Source organism: Microtetraspora sp. NBRC 13810, from assembly GCF_030268685.1.
GTDB lineage: Bacteria > Actinomycetota > Actinomycetes > Streptosporangiales > Streptosporangiaceae > BSRQ01.
In genome coordinates, this window is the sequence record NZ_BSRQ01000002.1 from 347,535 (window position 1) to 367,775 (window position 20,241).

Below are 20,241 nucleotides of genomic sequence, written 5' to 3' on the forward strand. Positions count from 1 at the left end.
CGGCCGGTCAGCCGAGCCACCCGGGGGCGACCAGCACCAGCCAGGTGAGGGCCGGCCCGACCGCCACGACGACGGCGCCGTAGACGAGCAGGCCGCGGTAGAAGACCGCGGTCTCCATCCCCCGGGCGTTGGCGACCAGGAGGGCCCCGGTGGTGGAGAAGGGGCTGACGTCCACGATCGTCGAGGACACCGACAGCGCGGCGATCAGTCCCACCGCCCCCAGCTCCCCCTGGAGCAGGAACGGCACGGCCAGCGGGATCAGCGCCCCGAGGATGCCCACCGAGGAGGCGAACGCCGACACGACGCCGCCCACGTAGCAGATGAGCAGGGCGGCGACGAGCGGCGCCCCGATGCCCGCGACCGCGCCGCCGACGTAGTCGATGGTGCCGATCTCCTGGAGTACGCCCACATAGGTCACCACGCCGCCGACCAGCAGCACGGTGGACCAGGCGATCTTCTCCACGATGCCCTTCTGCGAGCCGCGCGCGGTGAGCGACAGCAGCACGGCCACGGTGATGGCCGTGAGCCCCACGTCGAGCTGGAAGACGAGCACCGCCACGCACAGCGCGACCAGCCCGGCCAGAGTGAGCGCCTGGTGCGGGGTGGGCCGCAGGGAGGTCGTCAGGTCGGCCCCGGTACGCGCCTCGGTGGCGGTGGCGGTGGCGGTGGCCGTGCCGGGAGCGGTCCCCGCGGGGCCTGCGGGGGCGCCCGCGGGGGCCGGAGCGGCGGCGGGCGGCGCCACGGAGCCGCGGCGGAGCAACCGGAGGCCGCCGAAGATCAGGAACACGATGACCGCCGCCGCCGTGTTGAAGAAGAAGCCGGCCAGGAAGAGCACTATGTCGTTCTTCGGCAGCCCCGCGTCCAGCACCACCTGGTTGACGATCCCGCCCAGCACGCTGATCGGCGAGAACGCGCCCGCCTGGGTGCCGTGCGCGACCATCAGCCCGATCATCAGCGCGTGCATCCGGTACTCCGCCGCGAACCCGAACGCGATCGGCGCGAGGATCGCCGCCACCGCGGGCGCGGGCGCGCCGATCGCCGTGAGCAGCGCCGAGATGACGAACATCACCAGCGGGATGGCCCCGAGCCTCCCCCGCACGGCCCGTACGGCGGCGCGTACCAGCCAGTCCACCGTGCCGTTCCTGGTCGCGATGGCGAACAGGTAGGTGATGCCGACCAGGATGACGAAGAGGTTGCCGGGAAAGGCGCCCAGGATGTCGTCGGTGGACATCCCGGCCGCGAGCGTGCCGACGAGGAAGGCGCCGACGAAGGCCAGCGCGCCCAGGTTGACCGGGAGCACGGTGGCCACCACGAACATGGCGACCAGGGCGAGTATGGAGATGAGCTCTGCGGACACGGGCAACGGCTCCGATCTCCCCCGAGGCGGATCAGTGTGCTGGATGGACCTCCCCCGGCGGGACGACCGCCGCGCGGACGAGCTGGACAGGATGTTGTGCGGTGCGGCCGGTTCCGTGCGCGATCTGCTGGCGGCAGGAGACCCCCGTGGCCGCGATGAGGGTGCCGGGCGTGGTCTCGGCGACCGCGGGGAACAACCGGAGGCCGCCGATCTTCATGGACAGGTCGTAGTGCTCGGACTCGAAACCGAAGGATCCCGCCATCCCGCAGCAGCCCGCGTCCAGCTCGGTCACCTCGGCGCCGGGGAGGCGGGCGAGCAGGGCGCGGGTCGCCTCGGTGCCGACGCCCGCCTTCTCGTGGCAGTGGCCGTGCAGCAGGACGGAGGTCGTCTCGCCGGTGCCGCGCAGCACGAGGCCGCCGTCGTCGATGGCCTCCAGCAGCGGCGTCGCGATCAGCCGGGCCTGGGCGGCCACCATCCGCACCCGCTCGTCGCCGGACAGCAGCGCCGCGTACTCCTGGCGCAGCGTGAGCAGGCACGAGGGTTCGATGCCGACGATCGGCACCCCGCGCTCGGCGTACGGCGCGAGCAGGGTGACCATGGCCCGCGCCGACGCCCTGGCCTGGTCCAGCAGCCCCTTGGAGACGGCGGCCCGGCCGCAGCAGCCCTCGGTCAGCAGGACCCGCCAGCCGGCGAGCTCCAGCAGCTCGACGGCGGCCCTGCCGATCGCGGGCTCGCCGTAGGAGGTGAAGGAGTCGGCGAGCAGGACCAGGTCGCCGCGCGGGAAGGGCCCGGCCGGCGGGGTCCTGCGGGCGAACCAGCGCGCCAGGGTCTCCCGGTGGAAGGCGGGCAGCGGGCGGCGGCGGCTGATGCCGAGGGCGCGGTCCAGCAGCGCGCGGACCGGCGCCGCCCCGGCGATCCAGTTGGACACCGGCGCGGCGGCCGAGCCGAGCCGGTTGAGCCGCCGGATCGAGGCGAAGAGCCGCGAGCGCCGCGGCGTGCCGTGGATCTCCTGGTACTGGTGCAGGAACTCGCTCTTCAGCGAGGCCATGTCCACCCCGAGCGGGCACTCCGAGGTGCACGCCTTGCACTCCAGGCACAGGTCGAGGATGCCGTGCAGCCGCTCGTCGCCGAGCGCGGCCCGCGGGTCGGCCGAGGAGAGGGCCTTGACCAGGGCGTTGGCCCGGCCCCTGGTGGAGTGCTCCTCGTCCCTGGTGGCCATGTAGGACGGGCACATGACGCCGGTGTCCTCCTTGCGGCACACGCCGATGTTCATGCACCGGTCGGCCGCGCCGCGCATGCCGTCCGCGAAGGCGAGGGTGGTGCGCAGCGGCGGGGCGGCGGGGAGCGCCGGGTCGCGCAGGTGCTCCGTCATCGGCCCGGCATCGACGATCTTGCCGGGGTTGAGCCTCCCCTCGGGGTCGAACAGCCGCTTGACCCGGCGCATCGCCTCGTACACCCGGTCGCCGAAGAGCCGCCGGTTGAACTCCGAGCGGGCCAGGCCGTCGCCGTGCTCGCTGGAGTTGACCCCGCCGTACCGGGCGGCGAGCGCGGCGATCTCCTCGGCGACCGCGCGCATGGCGCTCACCTGGGCGGGTTCACGCAGGTCGACGAACGGCCGGATGTGCAGGCAGCCGACCGAGCAGTGGCCGTAGAAGCCGGCCTTCAGGTCGTGCCTGGCCAGCACGGCGGCGAACTCCTCGACGTAGGGCACCAGCGTGTCCGGCGGGACGGCGGTGTCCTCGACGAAGGCGAGCGGCCTGCGGGTGCCGGTGCTCGACGCCATGAGCAGGCCGAGGCTCGCCTTGCGCACCTTCAGCACGGCGGCCTGCTGCTGGGCGGTGACCGCGCGCAGCGTGTGGTAGCCGTGCCCGCCGGCCTGCCACGCGGCGGCGAGGTCGTCGACCCGGGCGGCCACCTCGTCCTCGTCGTCGCCGAAGAACTCGACGAAGAGCAGGGCGTGCGGGTCCCCGGACAGGATGCCGCCGAGCCCGGCGTACTCCACCCGCTGCCGGGACAGGTCGAGGATGGTGCGGTCCATCAGCTCCACCGACGCGGCGTCCCGCTCCAGCGCGTCCCGGGTGGCGGCGACCGCGGCCGTGGTCGCGGTGAAGTGGCCGACCGCGATGGCCCGCGCCCGGGGTCTCGGCACCAGGCGCACCTCGGCCTCGGTGACCACGGCCAGGGTGCCCTCGGAGCCGGCGACCAGTTTCGCGAGGTTCGTCGTGCCGCCGTCGAGCACCCGGTCGAGCCGGTAGCCGCCGGAGTGCCGCCAGAACGGCGGGAAGCCGGCCAGTCCGTCGCCGAGGGACTCGATGATCTCGCGGGTCCCCCGGTGCAGCCGGTCGTCGCCGCCGTCGGGGCCGAAGCGCGCGGTCCCGGCGTCGGCGAGCACCACGTCGAGGGTCTCGACGTGGTCGATGGTGGAGCCGTAGCGGATGGAGTGGCTGCCGGCCGAGTTGTTGCCGATCATGCCGCCGATGGTGGCGCGGTTGCTCGTGGAGGTGTCCGGGCCGAACATCAGGCCGTGCCGGGCCGCCGCCCGGTTGAGCTGGTCCTGCACCACGCCCGGCTGGACGCGGGCGCGCATGGCGCCGGCGTCGATGTCGAGGATGCGGTTCATGTGCCGGGAGAAGTCGACGACGACGGCCCTGCCGACGGTCTGCCCGGCGAGGCTGGTGCCCGCGCCGCGCGGCAGCACGGGCACGCCCAGTTCGGCGCAGACCGCGACCAGGGCGGCCACGTCCCCGGCATGCCGGGGGAAGGCGACGGCCAGCGGCTCGATGGCGTACATGCTGGCGTCGGAGGAGTACAGGTGCCTGGTGTAGGGGTCTTCGCGCAGTTCGCCGGTGAAGACCGGCGCCAGTGCCGTACGCAGGTTCACCCGCGCCGCCCGAGCCAGGACAGCGCGGCGCCGGCCCCGCCCGGTTTGATCGGCACGCCCGCCGCGGCCAGCCCCATCTCGACCCCGCCGAGGGTGCCGGCCAGGCTGAGATCGTTGAAGTGGCCGAGGTGACCGATCCGGAAGACCTTGTCGGCGAGCCTGCCGAGCCCGGTGCCGAGCGACATGTCGAAGCGCTCCAGGATCAGCCGGCGCACCTCGTCGGCGTCGTGGCCGGGCGGCATCACGACGGCGGTCAGCGAGCTGGAGTACTCCCGCTCGTCCGCGCACAGGACGTCGAGGCCCCATGCGCGCACCGCCCGCCTGGTCGCCTCCGCGTGCCGGTCGTGCCGGGCGAACACCTCGGGCAGCCCTTCCTCCGCCAGCATGGCGAGCGCCTCGCGCAGGCCGTAGAGCAGGTTGGTGGGCGGGGTGTAGGGGTAGAAGCCGCGCTCGTTGGCGGCGACGATCGGCTCCCAGTCCCAGTAGGAGCGCGGGAAGCCGCCGCGGTGGGCGAGCGCCTTGCCGCTCACGGCGTTGAAGCCGAGGCCGGGCGGGAGCATGAGTCCCTTCTGCGAGCAGCCCACGGTGACGTCGACGCCCCACTCGTCGTGCCGGTAGTCCATGGAGCCGAGCGAGGAGATCGTGTCCACCAGCAGCAGGGCGGAGTGGCCCGCGCGGTCGATCGCGGCGCGGATCTCCGGCACCCGGCTGCGCACGCCGGTGGAGGTCTCGTTGTGCACGACCATGACGGCGGCGATGGACGGGTCGGCGGCGAGCCGTTCCGCCGCGGCGTCCGGGTCGGCGCCGTGCCGCCAGTCGCCGGGGACGAGTTCCACCTCCAGTCCGAGCCGCCGGGCCATGTCGCACCACAGAGTGGAGAAATGACCCGTCTCGAAGGCGAGCACCCTGTCCCCGGGGGAGAGCGTGTTGACCAGGGCGGCCTCCCACGCGCCGGTGCCGGAGGAGGGGTAGACGATCACCGGCCCGGTGGTGCGGAAGACCGGGCGGAGCCGTTCCAGGATCTCCAGGGCCAGCCGGGCGAACTCCGGGCCGCGGTGGTCGATGGTGGGCCGGGCGGTCGCCTGCAGGACCCGGTCGGGGACGTTGGTCGGGCCGGGGATCTGAAGGAAGTGACGCCCCACATGACCTCCTCTGTGCCGTGTGACGGCACGCGTGCCGTTCAGCGGTACGTCGATACTAGAATTGCCCTCGTAAAGGAGTCAATGGATGCAGAACGTGGTGAACGCGCTGCGCGTGCTGGAGGAGGTCGCCGCCCTCCAGCCGGTCGGCGTCGGTGAGCTGGCGCGTCGCGTCGGGCTGCCCAAGAGCACCGTGCAGCGGTCCCTGCGCACGCTGCACGACGCCGGGTGGATCCGCCCGGCCGGCGGGGAGGTCACCCGCTGGCTGCTGACCACCAAGGCGTTGCACGTGGGCCGGCGGGCGACCGGCGAGCTGAGCCTGCGCGACACCGCCCGGCCGGTGATGGAGGACCTGCGCAGGCGCACCGGCGAGACGATCCACCTGACGGTCCCGGAGACCGACGCCGTGGTGCTGGTCGAGCGGCTGGAGACCGACAAGCCGCTGCGCATCGTGCTGCCGCTGGGCATCCGGCTGCCGCTGCACGCCTCCGCGAACGGCAAGGCGGTGCTCGCCCTGCTGCCCGGGGAGGTGGTGGACCGGGTCCTCGCGGCCGGGCCCGCCGGGTTCACCGGCACGACGCTCGTCGATCCGGCCCGGATCCGCGCCGAGCTGGCCGAGGTCAGGGAGCGGGGTTATGCGGACAACCGGGGCGAGTGGCGCTCCGACATCGCCGCGGTGGCCGCGGCCGTACCGGGTCCGGACGGGCCGGTCGCCGGCCTCAGCGTCTCGACCCCGGCCAGCCGGATGCCCGACGATCTGCGCCCGGAGTACGGCGCGCTGGTGCGCGAGGCCGCGCGCACCCTCGCCACCGCCCTGGGCCACCAGGACTGACCGGTCACTCCGCCGCCACGACGATGACCGCTCGCCCGTTCATGGCCTGGTGGGCGTTGTGCATGTGGCCGTGCCGTTGTCACACGGACTCGTCGGCGGTCCGCCGTACGGGCGGGGTCCAGCGCTCCTCGATGCGCAGCAGCTTCCAGGCGGCGACCGCGGCGATCCAGGTGAGCACGAACAGCGCCACGATGCCGTAGCCGACGTAGTCCAGGTCGAGGTCGGCGATGAAGCGGAGCGGGCCGCCGGTGACGCCGAGCTTGTCGGCGAGCAGCGAGATGATCTCGATCAGGCCGATGATCAGGGCGACGGCGGCGGACAGGCTGGTGATCGTGATGTTGTAGTAGACCTTGCGCACCGGCTTGGAGAAGGCCCAGCCGTAGGCGAAGTTCATGAAGGTGCCGTCGATGCTGTCCAGCAGGCTCATCCCGGCGGCGAAGAGGACCGGCAGGACGAGGATGGCGTACCACGGCAGTTGGAAGGCCGCCGCGCCGCCGGCCAGCACCAGCAGCGAGATCTCGGTGGCGGTGTCGAAGCCCAGGCCGAACAGCAGCCCGACGAGGTACATGTGCCACGGCTTGGTGACCGCCCTGGTGACGCCGCCGAGGATGCGGTTCATGAAGCCGCGTTTGCCGAGCTCGGCCTCCAGCTCGGCCTCCTCGTAGTGGCCGTGCCGCATCCGGCGGAAGACGCGGAGGATGCCGCGCAGCACGGCGAGGTTGAGGATGGCGATCAGCATGAGGAACACGCCCGACACCGCGGTCCCGATCACCCCGGTGACCTGCTGGAGGGCCGAGGAGTCGTCGCCCACCTGCCCGGCCAGGGCGCGGACGCCGAGCGACAGCAGCAGGCACAGCCCGAACACGATCGAGGAGTGGCCCAGCGAGAACCAGAACCCGACCGACAGCGGGCGCCGGCCGTCCGACATCAGCTTCCTGGTGGTGTTGTCGATCGCGGCGATGTGGTCGGCGTCGAAGGCGTGCCGCATCCCGAGGACGTACGCGGTGACGCCGAGGCCGACGCCGAAGACCTGCCCGCCGACCGCGTAGTGCCTGGGGGCGACGACGAGGATCAGCGCGGCCCAGCCGGCGATGTGCAGGGCGGTGACGAAGACGGCCATCCCGGCCAGGCTCCGCTTCTCCGATCCGAGCAGACGCCCGGCCCCGGCGGGGGGATGAGCTGACACGTGGGACCTCTCTGCATGTCCTAATTGAGACTGTTTGGCAATTATGTCCCATCCGCAATAACCGCCGCCGCCCAGGTCGCCTCCCGGCTCACGGTTCGAACGGCTCACCGGTCGAACGGCTCACCGGTCGAACGGCTCACCGGTCGAACCCGAAGACGTCGAACGGCTCCCCGTCGAGGATCGCCCGTACGGCCGCCGCCGGGTAGACGACTATGTCGCCGGGCAGCCCGGTCACGGGATGCCAGTCCAGGGCGTCGCACTTGCCCGGTTCGGCGTTGTACGGCTCGCCGTGTCCTGCTTGGGTGACAGGGTCGTCATCAACAGGGCAGCGGACAACAGGTCCCGTCCCTCGGGTATCTCGTGGAGTGCGCATGTTTCTGGCCACCGGCGCCACCGGCAACGTCGGACGCAATGGTTTAGCTCTGGTTCTGCCGGAGGCGCTCGACATGTGAGACCGGCGTCGAGCAGTTACTCGACGCGCTCTACTTCGCCTGGGCGTGGTTCACGTCGCAGCGGAAGGTGACCCCGGTCGCCGATCCGAAGGACGGCCGCGGCCGGCCGCTCGTCGTGCAGGGCCGCCTCGAACCCATGTGATCTGCTGATGAGCCCTCGGGGAACCGAGTTGAACTGATCAATCCGGCGTCCGTCACGGTGTACGGGCGCGTATCGCCCCCACTGCTTCCTTCGAGAGGCGGTGGGGGGAGCTATTTTGCGTATGTCCCGTTTTCCCGGACCCGGGAAAAGCCTGGTCAGGCTGGCGAAGCGTCGTCGGCGGTGATCTACTGTTCGCCATGACGGACTACGTGCAGGTATCAACGACCGCCGCCACCCGCGACGCTGCGCTGAGCCTTGTCCGCTCAGCGGTCGAAGCGAAGCTCGCCGCCTCCGGCCAAGTCTTCGGGCCGGCCGTATCGATGTTCTGGCATCAAGGCGAACTCGGCGAAGGCGAGGAATGGCAGGTCTTCCTACGGACTACTGCCGATCGCTATCCCGCCCTTGAGAAACACCTCATCGACCAGCACCCTTGGGACAACCCGGAGGTCACGTTCACAGCGATCGACGGGGGCTCGGAGGCGTATCTGGGCTGGCTACGTCGAACGACAGCGTAGCCAGGCGCTGACGTAGCTCCGACACACACGGCTCGTCCCCGTGTGCGTCGAGTCGTTGCAGGACACTCTTGATCCGCTTGTGCGGCCGGACGGATGCCACGTCGGCGCACAGGTCGGCGGATCGGCCAAGGATGGCCGCAGCCTGCTCGACCTCTCCTGCATCTAGGTGGGCCTCTGCGAGCCATGTCAGGTATAGGGCCTTGTCTCGGGCGTGCGTGTCGTCGTACTGCGCTAGAGCAGCCTCCAAAGCTGGAACTGCGCGCAGCGGACGTCGGAGGGTACTCCAGCAACGACCAGTCATGATCTGCAACTCAGTGCGATCCACCCATTGGGCCCACTCTGGAGAAGGCAGACTGCTGGAGCTGTCCAGAGCTTCGGCGGCTTTACCAAGTGCCCGCGTCACCTCTGCCTCATGGGACCGTCCCTCAAGCGCGTGCGCCCACGCGGCCCGCTCGAAGAGCAAAGCCCGCACGGCTGGTGGGGTGCGACGTGTTGCCACCCGGCACGCGGCGTCAGCTTCGTCCGCCCCAGAGTGGCCACTGCTCACCTTCTGGTACGCCAGATAGGCAAGAGAGTTCGCGATGAGCGACGTGTCTCCGGCGTCCGTAGCGGCCGACAAGCTCTGCTTGAACAGCCGGCGCGCCTCCTGATGCCAACCTGCATCGAAAGCGGCCCATCCGGCCTGTTGAGCCTGCTCAGCCAGCACCGACAGCAGCGCCCGGCCAGTCTCCTGCGTGTAACTCGCGTCATCGGCTAGCGCGCTGGTCACCGCGAGTTCGGCAGCGTAAAGCCGGTATGTGTCGGCGCCGCCGAGGTGGTCATCCAGGCAGCGCAGGCGGGCTGTCCGCCGCAGCAGGTGGTCTATCTGATCAGCACCGATACGCCGTCCGTGGGGAAGACGGCTCGTGGGGGAGGCGGTGATGGCGAGCCCGGTGACGACGGCGGACACCCCAAGGAACTCTCGGCGAAGCACATCATCATGGTCATGTACGGAGGGCTCGGCGAACAACTCCCGCTCAGTCGTGTCGAAGACGCGCGCTAGCAGTATCGGATATGGGTCCCTCGGTCGATGGCGGCCAGTCTCCCAGTCCTTGATTCGGCGGACGAGCGACTCTCGCTCGGGGAGGTTGACGTGCTCTCCTGCCACTTGGGCTAGGCGTTTCGCCACTTCACGCTGAGTCCATCCATGGTCGCGTCGCGCGCTCTGCAGGCGCGCAGCCCATGCGGGCACCTTCGGAGACATGCCGTGACGCCTCTCCGCCGCAGGTTAGGGGACACTCCGTTGTCCCCCAGTGTCCCCCAATCGCACTCGTCGTGCAGGAACTCAACGCGTTGAGATGGGCGTTCGAGACCGCAGATAGACGGGTCCGGACGCGGTGAGGAGAACACCGGCCGGACCCTTGGCCGCATGGAGGTGCGACCCGATGCATAACCCTAAGACAGAGCAGCCGCTCAGCCAGCTCCCGATTCTCTACCGTGGTAACCACGACCCAGCGAAACGGGAGGCCGCGGCACGCCTCAACGCCAAGCACCCGGCCTGGCTCGTCCTCTACAGCCTGCATCGCCGCCAGTTCTGCGCCATCGCCGCCTGGCCGGCCCCGGAGCCGCTCACGCTGTGGGCGCGCACGATCGAGGACCTCGCCCAGCAGATGCACGCGACGATGCCTGTCGTCCCCCGGCCGCGCGTATTTCAGGACGCCCGATGAGCGGCCGGCAGGCGACGTCCGAGGTCTCGCACCTCACCGCCCTCGCCGACGTCCTCGGCAGTCTGTCCCTGGGCACCCAGGTAGAAGATGGCGGCGAGCCGAAACTGATCGTGACGAATCCGCAGGTACCGCAGCTCAGCGAGTCCATCACCGTCGCCGCGGACGCCGACGGCGTGCGGCAGTACTGGTGGTCGTGGGGCAAGCCGATCGCCCCCGTCGCGAACCGGCACGCGGTAGCGATGCGGATCAAGTACGTCCTCACCCCGAAGAAGAACCTCCAGTGACGCCGGCCGAGGAGGCTATCCATCTGAACGTCCTCGACCAGACGTTCCCCGCCTGGCGGTTCACCGTCCTCAACAGCGGCTGGTGGGCCACCAAGGTGGACCCGCCCACCGAGAAGGAGAGGAAGTTGGGGATCCACGCGCAGATCCGCCGGGACCACCCGCACGCGCTCGTCTCCGCAATCGCCGAGCAGCAGGGCATCATCTCTGCGCGGCGTGGCATCTCCGTCTGACGCCCTCTGAACTCCTCGTCGGGGGCACACTTCCCCCAGGATGTGCACCCGCCGAGGTTCCAATACGACGCCTCCTGTCCTCACCCGAGGGCAGGGGGCGTTCTCGTGCGTGCGGCTGGGCGTGGGATTCCCGCCCAACCCCTTTTTGATCTTGCTGCCAGAGGTGCCAGGCCAGATGCCAGCCCCCTGCCAGAAAGGGGCCAGAAAGGGGCCAGGTGGGGGGACAGGGCGGCCGTCGTCTCGTCGGCCATCTTGGTGGCGGCCGGCCAGCCGGCAGTATGCGCGCTGATGGCCGCGATCGCCGGCTCGTCATCGAACTGCCCGCCCGCGGTGAGCCCCCAGGCGAAGGTGCGCATCAGCATCGCGACCCGCCCGTCCGGGATGCTGGGCGCGTCGAGGTAGGCCATTCCGGGCTGCTTGTTGCGTCGTCCTGCTGTCGTCCGCCGGAGTCGACGACACCGCCGCCGAGCAGGCCAACCCGATCGCGGCCTACCACGCCGAGATCGAGCGGGCGCTGCGCGCCGCCGAGCCGGTCTGGACGTTCCTGCGTTCGGCGCACATGGCCACCAACGCCCTGCCCTGGGCGGGGCAGATCCGCGCCGGCGACGTGGTCCGCGCGCCCTACGCCGGCGCCACCAGCGCACCGATCCACGAGGCCGACCTCGCCGAGGCCGCCGTCGTCGCGCTGAGGCGGGACGGCCACGCCCGCCAGGTGTACCCGCTGAGCGGCCCGCAGTCTCTCACCGCCGCCGCGCAGGTCGCCCTGATCGGCCAGACGCTCGGCCGTCCGCTGGTCTACCAGGAGCTGCCCCCGGGGTCGCCCGCGAGCAGATGGGCCGCTTCATGCCGCCGTTCGTTCTGGACACCTTGTTCGAGCAGTGGGAGAAGTCGGTCGGCCATCCCGCGCGGGTGTACGACACCGTCGAGCGGCTCACCAGCCGCCCGGCCCGCACCTTCGCGCTGTGGGCCACAGACCACGCCGCCGACTTCTCCTGAACAGGCGGAGCGCTACCGGCGGCCGGAATTCCCTGCCTGGCGGGGCTGCTCGCGTGGGCTGAACCGCGGGCCGGCCGGGGTTCGCGGCCGTAGCCGGTCGACCCGGAAGGTCCGCCAATCGGCCCGGTCGGGATCGTAGGCCACCAGGTACCAGCGGCGTCCGGCGTGGACAAGCTTGCGCGGCTCCACCGTACGAGTGGTGTCGGTGCCGTCGTGGCCGCGGTAGTCCATGCGCAGCCGCTGGTGGTCCCGGCAGGCCGCGGCGATCGTGGTCAGCACCTCGGCCGAGACGACCGCACCCGGCCGGTGCCGGGCCACGGTGGCCGCGTCCAACGCCGAGACCCGGTACCGCAGCCGCGGAGGCAGGATCTGCTCCAGTTTCGCCAGGGCCCGCAGCGACGTCTCTTCGATCCCGGCCACCGTGCCGTTCGCCGCGGTGCGCAATCCCACCGCGACCGCGACGGCCTCCTCGTCGTCGAGCAGCAGCGGCGGCATGGCGGCCCCTGCGCCCAGCCGGTACCCGCCGATGTTCCCGATCGTGGCGTGCACCGGGTAACCGAGCTCGCGCAGCCGATCGACGTCACGGCGCACGGTGCGCACCGTCACCCCCAACCGGTCGGCCAGTTGCGGACCGGACCAGTCCCCATGCTGCTGCAACAACGACAACAGCCGAAGCAACCGAGCCGACGTCTCAAGCATGCCTGCATTTGTGCACCGCAACGAGGACCGTGACTGACCTCCCGGCCGGCCCGGGCCGATCGCGGGGTTCCTGGAGGTGGTCGAGCCGCTGACCGACCCCGCCGACGCCTTCCACCTCGTGATCCCCTCGCACCCGGACTTCGGGTTCACCGGGCCGGCCGCGGCAGGCGCACCGGCGCGACCGTCGAGGCCGAGGCGTACGCCAGGGGTCGTCGACGAGACCGTTCCCCTGGTCTCCGTCCCGCGCTGCCCGCCGGATGAGGCGCGGCCTTTACCCAATCCTCGACCGTCACCCAGGTTGACCGCCTAGGGTGACCGGATGTCCATCCACGTGGTGAAACGGAGCGACGCCGGTCCCCGGGCGGCGGCCCGGCCGACCGCGCCGCCGCCGGGACAGGGGGCGCAGGGACAGCCGCCGCCGAGACAGGCGTGGCTGGACGCGCTGCGCGGCATGGCGGCGCTGGTCGTGGTCTTCGAGCACGCCCTGGACCCGCTCTTCCCCGAGGTCCGCGCGCACGTCAGCCCGTGGTTCGACTTCGGGCAGTACGGCGTCATGGTGTTCTTCCTGGTCAGCGGCTATGTGGTGCCGATCTCGCTGGAGCGCGGGGGCAGCGTGGGGCGGTTCTGGGTCAACCGGGTGTTCCGCCTGTACCCGCTGTGGATCGTCGCCGCCACCGTCGGGACGATCTTCGCCCTGCTCCCCGTGTACTGGGCGCTGCCGGGGCAGGTGGCCGCGCAGCCGGTCACCTCGGCGGTCGCGCACCTGACGATGTTGCAGGACCTGCTCCAGGTGACCAGCGTCGTCAACGTGTTCTGGACGCTCTCCTACGAGATGCTGTTCTACCTGCTGGTGACGGCGATGTTCGTCTTCGGTGTGCACCGGGCGAGCACCGCGAGCGCGGTCGGCCTGGCCGCGGCGGCCGTGCTGGCCGGCGGCGTGCTTCCGGCGGGCGCGCTGTCGCGCGGCCTCGGCACCGGCACCGTGGTGCTGGCCACCGTCGTCGTGCTGGCCGTCTCGGCGGTGGCGATCGCCTCGGGCGACCGCCGGGTGCGGCTCTGCGGGGCCGCGGTGCTGGCCGTGCTGGCCGTGTCGCTGCTCGGCGCCAACAGCAGGGTGGGGGCCTGGCAGAGCCTCGCCATCCTCGCCACCATGTTCGCCGGGACCGCCCTGCACCGGCTGGACCACGGGCGGCTCCGGGCGGGCGCGGGCCGGCTGATCGTCCTGGTGCCGGTGGCGTCGATCGGCGCCGCGATGTGGTTCGGCCCCGGCTGGGGCATGCCGGAGGACCGCGCGTGGGCGTACCGGTGGAGCTGGTCCGCGGCGGTCGCGGCGGCCTGGCTGACCTTCCTGGTCGCCCGGGCGCTGCGCCGCCGCGCACTGCCCCGCTGGCTGGCCGGACTCGGCCTGATCAGCTATTCGGTCTATCTGCTGCACCCGCTGGCGATCCAGGTGGTCAGGCGGCTGACCGCCGACCCCGCGCAGATCTCCCTGGCCGGGCGGCTGGGCTGGGCCGCGCTGCTGCTGGCCGTGGTCCTCGGTACGGCCGCGCTCGGCTACCGGTACATCGAACGACCGGCGCAGGCCCTCGGCCGCCGGCTCACCCACGCCCGCCGTCCCGACCCGGCTGAGTGAGCATCTGCGAGCCAGGCGTGTCCCGCGTTCTTGGTCGCCGGGCTCAACCGCGAACGGATGTTCGGCAGGATGATCGCATGACGGTGCAGAACGGCAGGCGATGGAACCACAACATCCATTACCACCCCCGGATCCTCCAGGCGGTCCCCCACGGCGCCCGGCGCGCCCTCGACGTCGGCTGCGGTGAGGGCATGCTTGCCCGCGAACTGCGGCGGACCGTGCCGGACGTCACCGGCATCGACCTCGACGCGCCCAGCATCGACCTGGCCCGCGAGCACCCGGACGACGTCGGCTACATCCTCGGCGACTTCCTCACCCACCCCTTCGAGCCCGCCTCGTTCGACGTCGTCGCGTCCGTGGCCACCCTGCACCACATGGACGCCGCCGCCGGGCTGGCCCGCATGCGCCACCTGCTGCGCCCCGGCGGCGTCCTGGCCGTCGTCGGCCTCGCCCGCAGCACCATGCCCGGCGACCTGCCGCGCGACCTCGCGGGCGTCGCCGTCGGCACCCTGCACCGCGCTGTGAAAGGGCACTGGGAGCATCCGTCCCCCCTGGTGTGGCCGCCGCCGGTGACGTACCCGCAGATGCGGGCGCTGGCCGCCGAGATCCTGCCCGGCTCCGAGTACCGCCGCCACCTCCTGTTTCGCTACAGCATCACCTGGCGCAAACCGCGGAACTGAGCGAGGCTCCCTGTCGTGCTCTCATGGCATTTGTCCTTGGGGGAAACGCGACGACAATTCCTCCTGTGGAGGACGAGGATGCTTACAGTGCGATGCTGCCCCGTACCAGTTGCCTGATCGGTTGCCGGCTGATCGGCGGCGACGCGGCACAGGGGCTCACCGCGGAGTTTCTCTCCCGCCGTGGTGGACCTGGGTGCCGGACGGCCCTCGCCCGGACTTCCTCTCGGACCTCGCCCTGTACGGCTTCATAGCCGCGTTCCTGCGGGAGGTGGGTCCCTGAGGGCGGCTTCGCCTCCCGAGCCGTAGTCGGGCGTCCCCCGCCGACCGCTCAGAGCGCCTGACCGAGCCCGGATGAGCACCCCACCCCCTCGGCACCTAATCTCGACATAGTGCGACATTTCATATCAAAGGACTTGTCATGGCAGATTTGGGGCCGAGTGAGCTGATCATCATCGCCGTCGTCCTGGTGCTGCTCTTCGGGGCGAAGAAGCTGCCGGACGCCGCGCGGTCCGTCGGACGGTCGTTGCGCATCTTCCGGTCGGAGATGACCGCGGCCCACCAGGAGGCCGAGTCCGCGCCGCCGTCCACCGAGGACCAGGCGAGACAACTGGAGGAACGCGCCGCGCAACTCCGCGCGCAGGCGGCCGCCCAGCGGGAACAGCACACCTGACGCCGATCGCCCCGTCCTGGCCCGTGGCTCGGAATCCGCGCGGCTCGGAAACCCCGCGGCCCGGAAACCCCGCGGATCAGAATTCCGGCTCGGCGGTCAGGGACACGCTGACCGGGGCGGCGATCGTCTCGATGAGACGTGGCGCGATGGCCGCCGCCTGGGCGCGGATCTCCGGGATCGCGGTGGTCTCGTACAGGGTGCCGCGGAGCAGAGGGCCGAGGGTGACGACCCGGCCGTCGGAGCGGCCCTCCGCGTCCAGCACCGCGCCGCCCCGACCGGCGTCCAGGCCGAGCCGCAGCCGGTCCGGCCGGGCGTCGCCGGCTTCGATGAGCCGGGCGAGGAACGGGTCGCGGCCGATGTCGGAGCCGGGGCCGGTGGCGTTGACCAGCCAGCCCACGTCGAGCACCTGGACGGCGCCGTCCACGCCCACGTGCACGTGCAGCCCGCCGGGCGCGGCCGTGGACCGGATCACCTGGCCGCGGAGCACCCGGAGCCGGCCGCCGTCGCGCAGTTCGGCGATCCTGGCGGCGGTGACCGGCGGGATGCGGTGCCGGTGCACCTCCCAGAAGCGCGCGGCCAGGTTGAGGAAACGCCGCTGGTCGGCCGGGCTGAGCCGGGTCCACAGGCCGGGGGCGTGCGAGCGCAGCCCGTCCACCACGCCGGCCCAGTCGCCGCCGTTGTCCCGCACGGCGAGCCGTACGGCGCGCAGCAGGCCGGCGAGGGGCAGCGGCCCGTCCTGGATCGGCGTCGGCACCGGGACCGGCAGCGGGTCGGGATGCCGCCGGGGCAGCAGGCCGTGCCTGGACACCGCGTACACCACCGCGTCCGGCCGGGCGCGGGTCACGGTGACCGCGATGTCCACCATGGTCAGGCCGGTGCCGATGACGAGCACCGGGGTGCCGTCGCAGATCCCGGCCAGCGCGTCCGGCGCCCACGGGTCGGCGACGTAACGCGGGGTGTCCGCGTCCACGATCTGCGGCCAGGCGGCCGGGGCGCGGTTGCCCAGGGCCAGCACGGCGGCGTCGGCGTCGATCCACTCGCCGCCGGCCAGCTCCACCCGCACCCCGTGGCCGCCGGCCGGCCTGGTCAGCCCGGTCGCGGTGGCGGTCACCCTGCGGACGACGCGGGCCGGGACGTCCTCGGCGTCGGCCAGCACGTCGCGCAGGTAGCGCCCGTAGTCGCCGCGCGGCAGGAAGTCGGACCCGGCGAGGTCCAGGCCGTTGCCACGGGCCCAGGTGAGCAGATGGGCGGGGTCGTCGTGCAGTGCGCTCATCTTGTCGGCGCTGGTGTTGAGCAGGTGGTGGGGATCGGCGGTGGAGTATGCCTGGCCCAGCGCGTGCCTGCCGTACCGGTCGATCAGCACGACCTCCAGTGTCAGGGAGCGTGCCCGCGCTTCGCGGAGGAGGTGAACCGCGGCCAAGGCGCCGCTGGCGCCGCCACCCACGACGGCGACCACTGGAGAACCCGACATGATACCCCACTATACCTATAGGAATTGACGGGCAACCAGTCCCCGCGCGCCCACCAGGCTATCCGGACGCGATCAACGCCCGGACAACCGATCGAGTATTCCATCAGGCCCGGAACCCGGTTTCGGCCCCCTCCCCCAACGCCCCGCTTCGGGGACTTCATCATCCGGCACTCCGGTACGGTCAGGGTCATCTCGCTGCGGGAACGGCGGACGACGGGACCACCGTTCGATCGCGGCCCCCGTGCTCAGCCCTCGCCGACGGTGGCGCCCGAGAGGAACGCCTCAAGGTCGCGTGCCAGATCCACGGCGCCGCGCCGGTCGGTGTACATCATGTGGCCGGCGTCGTACCACCGCTGGGTGATCCGCGACTTCGGCAGCTCGTACTGGGTCACGAGGTGGTGGGCCGCCCCGACGGTCGTCAGCGAGTAGCCGCGGACGGGGGACGGCAGGCCGCCGTCCCCCGTCCGTCAGTCGGCGGCGGTCAACCGCCCACCGCGGGCTGGATCGTGCCGGTCACCTCGCCGAACCCGATCCGGGTGCCGTCCGGGCCGGGAGCGGTGGCCGAGATGGTGACCTCGTCGCCGTCCAGCAGGAAGGTGCGCTCCTCCCCCCGCACCGTGACGGGCTCACGGCCACCCCAGGTGAGCTCGATGAACGCCCCCCGCCGGTGCTTCTCGGGGCCGGAGACGGTGCCGGAGGCGAACAGGTCCCCGGTCCGCGCCGAGGCGCCGTTGACGGTCAGGTGGGCGAGCATCTGCGCGGGCGACCAGTACATGTCGCGGTAACGCGGGCGGGCGACCTCCTGGCCGTTCCACGTCACCACCAGGTCCACATCGAGACCCCAGTCCTCGCCGCCGCGCAGGTAGGGCAGCGGCTCGGGGTCCTGCCCCGGCAGCGGAACCCGCGCGGCCCGCAGCGCGGCCAACGGCACCACCCACGGGGAGATCGAGGTGGCGAAGCTCTTGCCCAGATGCGGGCCCAGCGGCACGTACTCCCACGCCTGCAGGTCGCGGGCGGACCAGTCGTTGACCAGCACCGCGCCGAACACGTGCTCGGCGAACCCGTCCACCCCGATCCGCCCGCCCAGCGGTGACCCGACGCCGACGACGAACCCGAGCTCGGCCTCGATGTCCAACCGGCGGCTCGGCCCGAAGCGCGGCGCGGCCTCGTCCGGAGCCTTGAACTGCCCGCAGGGCCGGACGATGCCGGTGCCGGAGACGACGACGGTGCCCGCGCGGCCGTGGTAGCCGACCGGCAGGTGCTTCCAGTTCGGCAGCAGCGGCGCGGCGTCCGGCCGGAACAACCGGCCCAGGTTCGAGGCGTGGTGCTCGGAGGCGTAGAAGTCCACGTAGTCCGCGACCTCGAACGGCAGGTGCAGGCGCACGTCACGCACCGGATGCCGGGCCTCGTCCGGCACCGGCCCGCCGGCGGCGGCGCGGATCCGTTCCCGCACCTGCGCCCACCGTGCAGGCCCCTGCGCCAGGAACGGGTTCAGCGACGGCGCCGCGAACACCGGATCGCCGAGCAGCAGCGCCAGGTCCACCACGGTGTCCCCCAGCCGCACCCCGACCCGGGGCTGCCCGCCGGCCGCCGAGAACACCCCGTAGGGCAGGTTGTCGCGCCCGAACGGCGAGCCGTCGGGGATCTCGATGACGTTCACGACGCCCCTTCCGTGGCGGGTGTGGTCAGGACGCCCAGCCCGACCAGTTCGGTGAGCGGGTCGGTGATGCTGCACGTGCCGAACGAGGTGAACGACGACCGCGCACGCCGGACCCGCGCCTCGTCGAGCCCGCGCACCAGGCCGGCCACGGTGGGGCCGTCACGTTCGGCGAGGAGCGCGCCCGCGTCGCGCTCGGATCCTCCGTGCGCGAGGGCGTCGGCGGCCAGCAGCGGATTCAGGAAGCCGTGCTGCTCGAACCCGGTTTCCGAGTCGGTGTTGCGCAGCGCGTGGTGCAGCCCGGCGGTGGCCTTGAACGGCACCCCTGCCGCGACGGCGGCGGCGACCGCCGTCGCGAGCTCCGCCTCGCCGGGATGGAGATCCGCGCGGACGCCACCGGTGCGGAACTTGGCGCGGTACCGGCCGGCGATCGCCTCGATGAGCGGGAACCGCAACGGCCCGAGGTTCCGCAGCGCGGAGGCGGGCAGCACCAGCGGGCCGACCTTCACGATCCGGGCCCCCGTCCGGACCAGGTCCAGGCGTAGGCCGGGTCCTCGCCGGCCAGCCCGGCCTCGCCCAGTTCCAGCGGCCGGAACGTGTCGACCATGACGGCCAGTTCGTCGACGAACTCCACGCCCAGCGAACGCTCCACGGCGCCCGGCTGGGGTCCGTGGCTGTGCCCGCCCGGGTGCAGGCTGATCGAGCCCGGCCCGATCCCGGAACCCCTGCGCGCCTCGTAGTTCCCGCCGCAGTAGAACATGACCTCGTCGGAGTCCACGTTGGAGTGGTAGTACGGCACCGGGACCGACATCGGGTGGTAGTCCACCTTGCGTGGCACGAAGTTGCAGATGACGAAGTTGTGGCCCTCGAACACCTGGTGCACGGGCGGCGGCTGGTGCACCCGCCCGGTGATCGGCTCGAAATCGGCGATGGAGAACCGGTACGGGTACAGGCAGCCGTCCCAGCCGACCACGTCGAACGGGTGCGCCGGATACACGTACCGCGTCCCGGTGATCCCCCGCGAGCCACGGTGCTTCACCAGCACCTCCACGTCGCGGCCCTCGGCCAGCAGCGGTTCGGCGGGCCCGTGCAGGTCGCGCTCGCAGTAGGGCGCGTGCTCCAGCAGTTGCCCGTACCGCGACAGGTACCGCTTCGGCGGGGTGATGTGCGAGCTCGCCTCGATCACGTACAACCGCAGGGGCTCGGAGCCGGCCGGGACCCAGCGGTGCGTGGTCGCCCGGGGCAGGATCACGTAGTCGCCCCGGCCCACGGTCAGCGCGCCGAACACCGTCTCGACGGTCGCGGCGCCTGACTCGACGTAGACGCATTCGTCGCCGACCGCGTTGCGATACAGCGGCGAGGTCTCCCCCGCGGCGACGTAGGAGATCCGCACGTCGGCGTTGCCCAGCACCAGGCGCCGCCCGGTGACCGCGTCCACGGCCTTCCAGTCAGGACTGGTCAGCTCGTGGAGCCGCAGGTGGCGGGGCTTGAGCGGCCGGTTCTCTGTGGTCGTCTGGTCGGGCCACTCGTACGGCGTCGCGTCCACGATCGCCGACGGCACACCGACGTGGTAGAGCAGTGAGGAGTCCGACGAGAACCCCTCCTCCCCCATCAGCTCCTCGTAGAAGAGGCCGCCCGAGGGGGTCCGATGCTGGGTGTGCCGTTTCGGGGGGACGTCGCCCACGCGACGGTAGAACGCCACTGTTCTCTC

Annotated in this window: 20 protein-coding genes and 1 pseudogene; 9 read left to right on the forward strand and 12 right to left on the reverse strand. The window is 71.8% G+C overall.

The annotated features are described in order from the left end of the window. Positions 1-7: 7 nt before the first annotated feature. From QSK26_RS05300 to QSK26_RS05310, 3 genes are read right to left on the reverse strand one after another with little or no spacing between them, the layout of a single operon-like run. Positions 8-1,357 carry an SLC13 family permease gene (locus QSK26_RS05300; protein WP_285773829.1) on the reverse strand — a complete coding sequence of 450 codons (1,350 nt, stop codon included), beginning with the start codon at positions 1,355-1,357 and terminating at the stop codon, positions 8-10. A gap of 31 nt (positions 1,358-1,388) precedes the next feature. Then, complete coding sequence (locus tag QSK26_RS05305) at positions 1,389-4,238, reverse strand: FAD-binding and (Fe-S)-binding domain-containing protein (protein ID WP_285773830.1); 2,850 nt, start codon at positions 4,236-4,238, stop codon at positions 1,389-1,391. Continuing rightward, a complete protein-coding gene (locus QSK26_RS05310) occupies positions 4,235-5,380 on the reverse strand; it encodes a pyridoxal-phosphate-dependent aminotransferase family protein (protein WP_285773831.1) in 1,146 nt (381 codons plus the stop codon). The genes QSK26_RS05305 and QSK26_RS05310 overlap by 4 nt, the downstream gene beginning before the upstream one ends. 85 nt (positions 5,381-5,465) lie before the next feature. Here QSK26_RS05310 and QSK26_RS05315 point away from each other — a divergent pair, with 85 nt between their 5' ends. Further along, entirely contained in the window at positions 5,466-6,209 is a 744-nt protein-coding gene (locus QSK26_RS05315) for an IclR family transcriptional regulator (RefSeq protein ID WP_285773832.1), read from the forward strand. A 79-nt stretch (positions 6,210-6,288) separates the two neighbouring features. Here the strand turns inward: QSK26_RS05315 and nicT are convergent, their stop codons facing one another. Together nicT and QSK26_RS05325 are read right to left on the reverse strand one after the other, a co-directional pair. Further along, on the reverse strand, positions 6,289-7,395 hold the full coding sequence (nicT, locus tag QSK26_RS05320; RefSeq protein ID WP_285773833.1) for a Nickel transporter NicT: 1,107 nt from the start codon (positions 7,393-7,395) through the stop codon (positions 6,289-6,291). 136 nt (positions 7,396-7,531) lie between these two features. After that, on the reverse strand, positions 7,532-7,768 hold the full coding sequence (locus tag QSK26_RS05325) for an NUDIX hydrolase (protein WP_285773834.1): 237 nt from the start codon (positions 7,766-7,768) through the stop codon (positions 7,532-7,534). A gap of 418 nt (positions 7,769-8,186) precedes the next feature. Here QSK26_RS05325 and cutA point away from each other — a divergent pair, with 418 nt between their 5' ends. Then, the gene (gene cutA / locus QSK26_RS05330) at positions 8,187-8,504 is read left to right on the forward strand and encodes a divalent-cation tolerance protein CutA (RefSeq protein WP_285773835.1); all 318 of its coding nucleotides are present in this window, start codon (positions 8,187-8,189) and stop codon (positions 8,502-8,504) included. Here cutA and QSK26_RS05335 read toward each other — a convergent pair. Then, positions 8,443-9,747, reverse strand: a complete 1,305-nt coding sequence (locus tag QSK26_RS05335; RefSeq protein ID WP_502888666.1) for a helix-turn-helix transcriptional regulator — start codon at positions 9,745-9,747, stop codon at positions 8,443-8,445. The genes cutA and QSK26_RS05335 overlap by 62 nt on opposite strands. 181 nt (positions 9,748-9,928) lie before the next feature. On the opposite strand from QSK26_RS05335, the gene QSK26_RS05340 reads away from it, so the two are divergent. The 4 genes from QSK26_RS05340 (at position 9,929) to QSK26_RS05355 (ending at position 11,720) form a co-directional block, all read left to right on the forward strand. After that, entirely contained in the window at positions 9,929-10,210 is a 282-nt protein-coding gene (locus QSK26_RS05340; RefSeq protein ID WP_285773837.1) for a hypothetical protein, read from the forward strand. Then, positions 10,207-10,494: a hypothetical protein gene (locus tag QSK26_RS05345; protein ID WP_285773838.1), complete on the forward strand. Its 288-nt coding sequence runs from the start codon at positions 10,207-10,209 to the stop codon at positions 10,492-10,494. The genes QSK26_RS05340 and QSK26_RS05345 overlap by 4 nt, the downstream gene beginning before the upstream one ends. Then, entirely contained in the window at positions 10,491-10,724 is a 234-nt protein-coding gene (locus QSK26_RS05350) for a hypothetical protein (protein WP_285773839.1), read from the forward strand. The genes QSK26_RS05345 and QSK26_RS05350 overlap by 4 nt, the downstream gene beginning before the upstream one ends. A gap of 843 nt (positions 10,725-11,567) precedes the next feature. After that, complete coding sequence (locus tag QSK26_RS05355; protein WP_285773840.1) at positions 11,568-11,720, forward strand: hypothetical protein; 153 nt, start codon at positions 11,568-11,570, stop codon at positions 11,718-11,720. Between the two features lie 36 nt (positions 11,721-11,756). Here QSK26_RS05355 and QSK26_RS05360 read toward each other — a convergent pair. Beyond that, positions 11,757-12,419: pseudogene (locus tag QSK26_RS05360) on the reverse strand (helix-turn-helix transcriptional regulator); the annotation flags it as partial. 319 nt (positions 12,420-12,738) lie between these two features. On the opposite strand from QSK26_RS05360, the gene QSK26_RS05370 reads away from it, so the two are divergent. The 3 genes from QSK26_RS05370 (at position 12,739) to tatA (ending at position 15,402) form a co-directional block, all read left to right on the forward strand. Then, positions 12,739-14,052, forward strand: a complete 1,314-nt coding sequence (locus tag QSK26_RS05370) for an acyltransferase family protein (RefSeq protein WP_285773841.1) — start codon at positions 12,739-12,741, stop codon at positions 14,050-14,052. Between the two features lie 77 nt (positions 14,053-14,129). Beyond that, complete coding sequence (locus QSK26_RS05375) at positions 14,130-14,732, forward strand: class I SAM-dependent methyltransferase (protein WP_285773842.1); 603 nt, start codon at positions 14,130-14,132, stop codon at positions 14,730-14,732. Between the two features lie 418 nt (positions 14,733-15,150). Then, positions 15,151-15,402 (forward strand): Sec-independent protein translocase subunit TatA, encoded by a 252-nt coding sequence (gene tatA, locus QSK26_RS05380; protein ID WP_285773843.1) that lies wholly within the window; start codon positions 15,151-15,153, stop codon positions 15,400-15,402. Positions 15,403-15,478: 76 nt separating this feature from the next. On the opposite strand, the gene QSK26_RS05385 is transcribed toward tatA, so the two are convergent. From QSK26_RS05385 to QSK26_RS05405, 5 genes are all read right to left on the reverse strand, one after another. Further along, entirely contained in the window at positions 15,479-16,873 is a 1,395-nt protein-coding gene (locus QSK26_RS05385; RefSeq protein WP_285773844.1) for an FAD/NAD(P)-binding protein, read from the reverse strand. A gap of 245 nt (positions 16,874-17,118) precedes the next feature. After that, the gene (locus QSK26_RS05390; protein WP_285773845.1) at positions 17,119-17,265 is read right to left on the reverse strand and encodes a hypothetical protein; all 147 of its coding nucleotides are present in this window, start codon (positions 17,263-17,265) and stop codon (positions 17,119-17,121) included. Between the two features lie 89 nt (positions 17,266-17,354). Further along, complete coding sequence (fahA, locus tag QSK26_RS05395) at positions 17,355-18,533, reverse strand: fumarylacetoacetase (protein WP_285773846.1); 1,179 nt, start codon at positions 18,531-18,533, stop codon at positions 17,355-17,357. Beyond that, a complete protein-coding gene (locus tag QSK26_RS05400; RefSeq protein WP_285773847.1) occupies positions 18,530-19,039 on the reverse strand; it encodes a hypothetical protein in 510 nt (169 codons plus the stop codon). Before QSK26_RS05400 ends, fahA begins: the two co-directional genes overlap by 4 nt. Then, entirely contained in the window at positions 19,036-20,232 is a 1,197-nt protein-coding gene (locus QSK26_RS05405) for a homogentisate 1,2-dioxygenase (protein ID WP_285773848.1), read from the reverse strand. The genes QSK26_RS05400 and QSK26_RS05405 overlap by 4 nt, the downstream gene beginning before the upstream one ends. Between the last annotated feature and the right edge of the window lie 9 nt (positions 20,233-20,241).